This is a genomic window from Corallococcus sp. 4LFB, from assembly GCF_046520365.1.
Classification (GTDB): Bacteria; Myxococcota; Myxococcia; order Myxococcales; family Myxococcaceae; genus Corallococcus; species Corallococcus caeni.
Genome location: NZ_JBKGHJ010000415.1, coordinates 1 through 7565, shown reverse-complemented (window position 1 = coordinate 7565; position 7565 = coordinate 1). Strand labels below are relative to the sequence as shown.

Genomic DNA, 7565 nt, shown 5'->3' with positions numbered 1-7565 from the left:
GCCGCTCGGAGCCGCCGAAGCGCAGCACCACGCCCCCCTCCAGCCGCACCGCGTGCGAGCCGACTTCCGGCCGCGCCGCCGCGCGCCACGGCCAGCGGGAAGTAGACCTCCAGGGGGACCTCGCCCTCACCGTCCAGGGGCACGCCCAGCACCTGCTCGCCGGTGGCCACGCGCCGGCCGTCCACGCGCAGGTCGAAGTCCACGCGGGTGAGCGTGGCCGCGTCGGAGGACGGGTTTCGCACCTGGAGCTTCAGCGTGAGCGCGCCGGAGCCGTCCCGCGTGAAGGCCAGGTCCACCGCCTCCACGCGCACCGCCTCGTCGTAGGCGCGCGGGCGGAAGGGCACCACGCCCAGGCAGCCGGACAGGAGGAAGAGGCCGGCCAGCCCTGCCCCGAGCACCGCCCGGCGCGAGCGCATCAGCCGCCCAACAGAGGCTGCAGCGCCTCCACCGTCAGGGGCCAGCCCGCGCGGCGCGCCAGCACCTCCAGCGCCTTGATGAACTCCGCCGCGGACTGGAAGCGGCGGGCCCGGTCCGCGAACAGCGCCTTGCGCGCCACCCGCGCCGCGTAGTCCGGCAGGTCCGGCGCCAGCGAGGACAAGAGCGGCACGCGCGCGTCACGCACCTGGTGCATGAGCTGCGCTTCGTTGTCCCCGGTGAAGAGGCGGCGGCCGCCCCACAGCTCCCAGAGGATGACGCCCACGGCGTACAGGTCCGTGCGGGCGTCCACCGCCTGCCCCAGCACCTGCTCCGGGCTCATGTACGGCAGCGTGCCGCGCAGCGCGCCCGAGTCGCCGCGCATCATCCCCTCCACCTCCGCCACGCCGAAGTCGGTGAGCTTCACGTCGCCCTGGACGCCCAGCAGCACGTTGGCGGGGTTCACGTCGCGGTGGACGATGGTGGCGCCGTTCTCCCCCACCTTGGCGCGGTGGATGTAGTCCAGCGCCTTGAGGATGCACCACGCGATGTAGCAGGCGGACTCCGGCGGCATCGCGGCGCCCGCCTTGATCAGCAGCTCCTGCATGTAGCCCAGCGTCCGGCCGCTCACGAGCTCCTGCACCATGAGGTAGTCCGGCCCGGCGCGGAACAGCCGGAACGTCCGCACGATGTGCGCGTTGCGCAGGCGCACCGTCAGCTTCGCCTCGTCGACGAAGGCCTTCACATACGCGGGGTCGTTGCGGAAGGACGGGTGCAGCCGCTTGATGACGACTTCCTCGGGCTCCCCGGGGGAGCGCTGGGTCGTCTCACGGGCACGCGCCTGATACACCTCCGCCATGCCGCCGACCGCCAGCCGGCCGACCACTTCATAGCCACCCAGGTCCGGAGCTTCCGCCACGAGGCAAGTTTAGCGCGGATCCGGGAGGGGCCCCACTATTCCTCCACCAGGGAGGAGAAGAGGGCCTCGTACTTCCGGGCGGACGCGGCCCAGGAGAAGTCCTTCCCCATCCCCCGCGCCTGGAAGTCCCCCAGCCGTGCGGGGTCCGCGTACAGGGAGAGCGCCCGGCGGATGGCGGCCAGGAGCGCCGAGCGGTGGAAGGACTCGAAGAGGATGCCGTTGCCGTCCAGCCCCCCCTCCACCGTGTCCACCAGCCCGCCCGTGGCCCGGACGATGGGCACCGTGCCGTAGCGCAGGGAATACATCTGGTTCAGGCCGCACGGCTCGTAGCGGCTGGGCATGAGGAAGAAGTCCGCCCCCGCCTCCACCAGGTGTGACAATTCCGGATCGAACCCGATGCGCACCCCCACCTGCTTCGGGTAGCGGGCCTGCAATGCCCGCAGGCCGTCCTCCAGGACAGGGTCGCCGTTGCCCACCGCCACGAACTTCAGGTCCGCCTGGAGCGCCGCGGGCAGCGTCTCCAGCAGCAGGTCCACGCCCTTCTGCCACGCCAGCCGGCTGACGATGCCGAACACCGGCGCGTTGCCTTCCGTGGGCAGGCCGAAGCGCTCCAGGAGGGCGCGCTTGCACACGGCCTTGCCCGTCATGTCGTCCGGGCCGTAGCGCGCCGGCAGGAAGGCGTCCGTCCGGGGGTTCCACTCGTGCGCGTCGATGCCGTTGAGGATGCCGGTGAGCGCGTGCGCGCGGCGGCGCAAGAGGCCCTCCAGCCCGTAGCCCTGCTCCGCCGTCTGGATTTCGCGCGCGTAGGTGGGCGACACGGTGGTGAGCGCCTCGGAGAAGACGAGCCCCGCCTTGAGGAAGTTGACCTGGTCGTAGAACTCCACGCCCTCCGGGGTGAACAGGTCCCACGGCAGCCCCAGGTCGTCCATGGTCCGCTTGGGGAAGTGCCCCTGGTAGGCCAGGTTGTGGATGGTGAAGACGCACTTCGCCTTCGCCAGCGGCGTGCCCCCGAAGCCGCGGCGCAGCGCCACCGGGACGAGCCCCGTCTGCCAGTCGTGCAGGTGGATGATGTCCGGGAAGAAGCGCAGCCGCTGCGCGGCCTGGAGCGCGCCCACGCACAGGTAGGCGAAGCGGCGGGGGTTGTCCTGGAACTCGCCGGCCGCGTCGCCGTAGAAGCCCTTGCGGCCGCCGTAGAAGGCCTCGTTCTCCAGGAAGAGGACCTCCAGGCGTTCGGTGAGGCGCGCGGACAGGATGGGGCCGCCCGTCTCACCGAAGGGGAAGCGCAGCACCAGGGACTGCCCGGTGGGCAACAGCTGTCCGGCGTTGCGCACGTCCTGGTAGCGGGGCGTGACGATCTTCACGTCGTGCCCCAGGCTGGCGAGCGCCGTGGGCAGGGCCCCGGCCACGTCGCCCAGTCCCCCCGTCTTCGAGAAGGGGGTGACCTCCGAGGCGATGAAGAGGATCTTCATGAGGCCCGCCATTGCGTGCGAGTCCCGACAGGGAGTCAACCGCGAACGTGCGCGCCGGGGCCGTGTTTCCTATGGTGCGCCGCGTGACGAATATCCCTCCCGACCCCATCCAGCGCTTCGCGGACCTCTTCGCCCAGGCGAAGGCCGCGATTCCCGTGGACCCCAACGCCATGGTCGTGGCGACCGTGGACGACCAGGGCCGCCCCAGCTCACGCGTGGTGCTGCTCAAGGACTTCGATGCGCGGGGCTTCGTCTTCTTCACCAACTTCCACAGCCGCAAGGGGCGCCAGCTCACCGCGCACCCGTACGCGGCGCTGTGCTTCCACTGGCAGCCCCTGGAGCAGCAGGTGCGCATCGAGGGCCGGGTGGAGCAGGTGACGGACGAGGAGGCCGACGCGTACTTCCAGAGCCGCGCGCGCGGCAGCCAGCTTGGCGCGTGGGCCAGCCTCCAGAGCGAGGAGCTGCCCTCGCGCGAGCTGCTGGAGCAGCGCCTGGCGGAGGTGGAGGCGCGCTTCCAGGGCCGCCCGGTGGAGCGCCCGCCGCACTGGAGCGGCTTCCGCGTGGTGCCGGACCGCATCGAGTTCTGGCACGCCCGCCCCAGCCGGCTGCACGAGCGCAACCTCTACCTGCGCGACGGCGCGGGCTGGAAGACGCGGCTGCTGTTCCCCTGAAGCTCCGGTGCCGCTCCGGTGCCGCGCGGCTGACGCTCAGGGCACGCGGTGCTCGCGGAAGGTGACGCGCAGCGTGTACGTGCCCGCGGGGGCCTCCACCCGCACGAAGTCCCGGGCGTGCGGCGTCGCCTGGGTCAGCGTGCCGCCCGTGGCCTGCTTCTCCCAGGCCACCAGCGCCAGGTCGTCCACCGCCGTGACGCCCTGGCCGGACTTCGGGGCCGCGGTGTTGAGCGTCAGGTCCAGGGCCCAGGGCGCGTTCCACAGGTTCGGCCTCGGCGGGTCGGCGGGGAAGTGCAGGTCCTCCGCCACCAGCGTCCAGTCGTAGGTGCCGCCGTCGTGGCGCAGCAGCGTCTGCTCGCCGAAGAGGGTGTAGGACTCCACGGGCAGGTACTGCACCTTCGCGGAGAAGGCGCCGCCGCCCTGCCCCTTCAGCCACGCCACCGCCGTGAGGTCGCGGTTGGGCGGGCCTTCGGCGAAGCCCGGCGGACGGAAGCGGTTGACCAGCCTCACCGCCGCGCTCCGCTCGCCCAACGCCCGGCGCTGGCAGAGGGCCGCGGCGCCCCGGTGCGGACCGTCCTGGCACACGTAGCCCGCGCCCGGGCCCACGCTCCAGCGCGCGGCCTCGTTGGCGTCGTCGTCCACGTCGTGGTCCTCGAAGTCGCCGTGCAGCAGCACGTCGCGCCCGGCCTTGAGCTTCACGGCCGTGCCCTCCGCCGCGCCCGTGAGCCGGGCCACCGCCACGGACTCCCCTTCATGGCGCAGGGCCCGCAGGTCCACCGTGGCGCGGCCGTTGGCGTCCACCGTCACCGGCACGTCCACGGTGCGCTCGCTCACCGCCGCGTGCCGGTCTTCCGGGAGCAGCTCGCCCCAGGAGGGCTGGGGCACCAGCTCCACGCCGCCCTCGCGGGACAGCTCCGCCAGGTTGCGCAGGAAGCTCTCCGCCAGGTCGCCCGCGACGGGCCGGGGGCGGTAGTCCTCGATGTAGACGGGCACCGCGCGGGCGCGGTCCACGCGCGCGCCCGTGGCCTCCACCTCCGCCATCAGGCCCACCATCGTCTCCATGCGGTCCTGGTCGAAGGCGAAGTTGCCCAGCGACTGCGCCATCAGCACGCCCCCGTGGCGCGCGAAGCCCTGCGGGATGTGCGGGTGGTGCGCGATGACCAGCCCCGCGCCCGCGTCCACCAGGTCGCGCATCCGCTGCGCCGTCGGGGTGGAGGGCCGGACGCTGTACTCGACGCCGGTGTGCAGCAGCGCCACCGGCACGCGCCCCTGCGCCCGCTCCGCGCCCAGCAGCGCGGACACCCGCGTCATGTTCCGCGCGTCCGCCGCGCCGCCCTGGTCGGGGCCCGCGACGTACTGCTGCTCGTGCGCGCTGCCGGTGATGGAGCACAGGGACACGAGGCTGTAGTTCGCGCCCGCCAGCGGCACGCGCGCCGGCACGAAGGCCTGGTCCTCGTTCTGGCCCGCGCCGCTGAAGGCCATGCCCGTCGCGGCCACGTGCGAGAGCGTGTCGTTCAGCCCCGGCACCAGGTAGTCGTAGACGTGGTTGTTGCCCAGGCTCACGTAGTCCACGCCCAGCCACGGCAGCGCGGGCAGCGAGCCGGGCAGCGTGAAGAACGCGTAGGCCTTCTCGTCGTGGGGCGTGGACGGGTGGTCCGTCACCGGCGTCTCCAGGTTCACGGCGCGGAAGTCCGCCGCCTGGAAGTACGGCCGCACGTGCGTGAAGACGGCCTTGGTGCCCGGCAGCGGATCCGACACGCGGATGAGCGCCGCCGGGTCGTCCTGGGGCATCTGGTTGCGCGGCGTGGTGTGGTCCGGATCCAGGAAGCGCCGGCCCAGCGACACGTCGCCCGCGAAGAGCATCCGCACGCCGTCCTTCGGAGACAGGCGCACCGGCGGCAGCGTCACGCGCGTCTGCGTCAGGCTCCGCCGCAGCTCCACCGCGACCACGGCCGGGCGGAAGCCCTCCGCCTCCACCGTGAGCAGCCGGTTGTGGCGGGGCAGCACGGGGAAGCGGAAGTGGCCGGCCTTGTCCGTGCGCGCCTGCGCGTCCCCCACCTTCACCCCGGCGTCCGCGACCGGCGTGCCCGCGGTGGAGACCAGCGTGCCCTCCAGCGCGATGCCGGTGCAGGCGTAGTCATGCCGGGCGGTGCGCTCGGCCTCGGGGAGGGACGCGTCCGCCGCGGGCTCCGGCGCGCAGGCCGTCAGCACCGGGGACTCCTCCTCCGGTGCGGCTCCTCCGCCGTCTGGTCGGGCGGGGCTCCTCGCCGGAGGAGGCGCGTCGGCGGGGGCGTCTCCTCGGAGGGCGGGTCGTCCGGAGGCGTCACCGGCGTCGAGGGCCCATCGCCCGGCGTCACGGCGTCCTGCCCCTGCTTCGGCGTGGAGGCGCCGGGACCGCACGCCACGAGACACGCCGCCATCCAACCCACGGGCCACCACCGTCGCCACGCCATCCCACCCCTCCGCCGCAGACGTCCTCGCGACGAGATGGAGACGAGGGCGAGACAGGCGCCAGGGAAGGCCCCGCACCCCCAGGGCCGCCTGCCTGCCCGGGGGGGCCGGTCGGTGTTCACTGGCGAACACCGGCCTCATCCCCCAGGCCACTACCAGGGCACTTCGGCGCCCTCGTAGTCGAAGAACCGGCCGGAGTGCTCCAGCGAGATGCTGTCGATGACCCTCAGCATCCCGCGCACGGACTCCTCCGGCGGCAGCGGCGCGTCCTGCCCGCCCATGTCCGTCTGCACCCAACCCGGATGCAGCAGCACGCACGCCAGCCCCTCGCGGCGCAGGTCGTTGGACATGGAGCGCACGCCCATGTTCAGCGCGGCCTTGGACATGCGGTAGGCGTACGCGCCGCCCTCCGTGTTGCTGGAGAGCGACCCCATGCGCGACGTGACGTGCGCCACCTTGCGCCCCGCTCCTGTCCGCAGCGCGGGCAGCAGCGCGGAGGTGATGCGCAGCGGCCCGAGCGCGTTCACCTCGAAGGTGCGGGCCAGGTCCTCGAAGTCCAGCTCGTGCAGCCCCACCCACAGGCCGGACACGCCCGCGTTGTTGATGAGCACGTCCACCGGCTCACGGGAGACGCGCTCCGCGAACGCCTGGACGCTCTCCGCGCGGGTGACGTCCAGCGGGTGGATCCTCAGGCGGTTGCCGGCTTCCAGCAGCAGCGGCTCCAGCCGGCGCGCAAGCTCCGGGGCCCGCACGCCGGCGTCCACGGTTTCCCCCCGTCGCAGCAGTTGCTGCACGAATTCGAAACCGATGCCACGGCTGGCTCCCGTGATGACATAGCGCATGCCTTTATTAACGCGCCGGGTGGCTCTCCTTGGCAAAGCTCTTGCCTTCGCACTAAGGCGCCCGGGGTTGCTCACATCAGGACAAGGGTAGGAGTTCAGACGTCATGACGGTCGCGGTCATTGGGGGAGGAATCACCGGCCTGGCCCTGGCGCATCGATTGCGGGCTCGCGGCACGGCTGCCGTGGTGCTGGAGTCGACTTCGCGCGTGGGCGGAAACGTGCAGACCCACGCACGCCCGGGCTACTTGCTGGAGGCCGGGCCCAACAGTTTCCTGGACCGGGAGCCCACGACCCGTGAACTGGCGGAGACGCTCGGTGTGTCTTCACGCATACGTCCTGCGGATGCGGCGGCAAAAAACCGTTATGTATACACCCGCGGCGCGCTGAGGGCCCTCCCCGCGTCGCCGCCGGCCTTCCTGAAATCCGACATCCTCCCCCTCGCGTCCCGCCTGCGGGTGGTGGGGGAGCTGTTCAGCCGGCGCAACCCTACGGGTTCGGATGAATCCCTGGCCCAGCTGGGTCGGCGCCACCTGGGACGCGAGGCGACCGCCGTCCTGCTGGACGCGATGCAGACGGGCACCTACGCGGGGGACCCGGAGCAGCTGAGCGCGGAGGCCACCTTCCCGCAGCTCGTGAAGTTCGAGCGGGAGCACCGCAGCCTCATCCTGGGCGCCATCCGGGCGCAGCGCGCGGCGCGACAGGCGAAGGCCGCGGGCGCGGCGGAGGCGGGCCCCGGGCTCACCGGGCAGCTGAGCACGTTCGACGGCGGCCTGGGCGTGCTGGTGGACGCGCTGGCGAA

At 72.6% G+C, this 7565-nt stretch carries 8 protein-coding genes; 2 read left to right on the top strand and 6 right to left on the bottom strand.

Features of this window, described 5'->3' with window-relative positions:
• From ACLEQD_RS32395 to glgA, 3 genes are all read right to left on the bottom strand, one after another.
• Positions 1–416, bottom strand: a 416-nt coding sequence (locus ACLEQD_RS32395) for a hypothetical protein (protein WP_410389358.1), incomplete at its 3' end; no start/stop codon positions are given.
• Complete coding sequence (locus ACLEQD_RS32390; RefSeq protein WP_410389357.1) at positions 416–1333, bottom strand: serine/threonine protein kinase; 918 nt, start codon at positions 1331–1333, stop codon at positions 416–418. The genes ACLEQD_RS32390 and ACLEQD_RS32395, both read right to left, overlap by 1 nt.
• Before the next feature lie 35 nt (positions 1334–1368).
• Entirely contained in the window at positions 1369–2802 is a 1434-nt protein-coding gene (gene glgA / locus ACLEQD_RS32385) for a glycogen synthase GlgA (protein WP_410389356.1), read from the bottom strand.
• Between the two features lie 71 nt (positions 2803–2873).
• Here glgA and pdxH point away from each other — a divergent pair, with 71 nt between their 5' ends.
• On the top strand, positions 2874–3473 hold the full coding sequence (gene pdxH, locus ACLEQD_RS32380) for a pyridoxamine 5'-phosphate oxidase (RefSeq protein WP_410389359.1): 600 nt from the start codon (positions 2874–2876) through the stop codon (positions 3471–3473).
• Between the two features lie 36 nt (positions 3474–3509).
• Here pdxH and ACLEQD_RS32375 read toward each other — a convergent pair whose 3' ends face one another.
• The 3 genes from ACLEQD_RS32375 to ACLEQD_RS32365 all read right to left on the bottom strand — a co-directional run bounded on the left by ACLEQD_RS32375 (position 3510) and on the right by ACLEQD_RS32365 (position 6766).
• Entirely contained in the window at positions 3510–5684 is a 2175-nt protein-coding gene (locus ACLEQD_RS32375) for a CapA family protein (RefSeq protein ID WP_410389355.1), read from the bottom strand.
• Positions 5678–5926, bottom strand: coding sequence for a hypothetical protein (locus tag ACLEQD_RS32370; protein WP_410389354.1), 249 nt, complete (start codon positions 5924–5926; stop codon positions 5678–5680). The genes ACLEQD_RS32375 and ACLEQD_RS32370 overlap by 7 nt, the downstream gene beginning before the upstream one ends.
• A 150-nt stretch (positions 5927–6076) precedes the next feature.
• Positions 6077–6766, bottom strand: a complete 690-nt coding sequence (locus tag ACLEQD_RS32365) for an SDR family oxidoreductase (protein ID WP_338269798.1) — start codon at positions 6764–6766, stop codon at positions 6077–6079.
• A 104-nt stretch (positions 6767–6870) separates the two neighbouring features.
• On the opposite strand from ACLEQD_RS32365, the gene hemG reads away from it, so the two are divergent.
• A partial coding sequence (gene hemG, locus ACLEQD_RS32360; protein WP_410389353.1) for a protoporphyrinogen oxidase occupies positions 6871–7565 on the top strand: 695 nt, incomplete at its 3' end.

What these genes read in the sequence shown, in the direction of transcription:
- pdxH (WP_410389359.1), top strand. Translation starts at nt 2,874, where the DNA reads ATGGTGCGCCGCGTGACGAATATCCCTCCCGACCCCATCCAGCGCTTC.
- ACLEQD_RS32365 (WP_338269798.1), bottom strand. Translation starts at nt 6,766, where the DNA reads ATGCGCTATGTCATCACGGGAGCCAGCCGTGGCATCGGTTTCGAATTC.
- glgA (WP_410389356.1), bottom strand. Translation starts at nt 2,802, where the DNA reads ATGAAGATCCTCTTCATCGCCTCGGAGGTCACCCCCTTCTCGAAGACG.
- ACLEQD_RS32370 (WP_410389354.1), bottom strand. Translation starts at nt 5,926, where the DNA reads ATGGCGTGGCGACGGTGGTGGCCCGTGGGTTGGATGGCGGCGTGTCTC.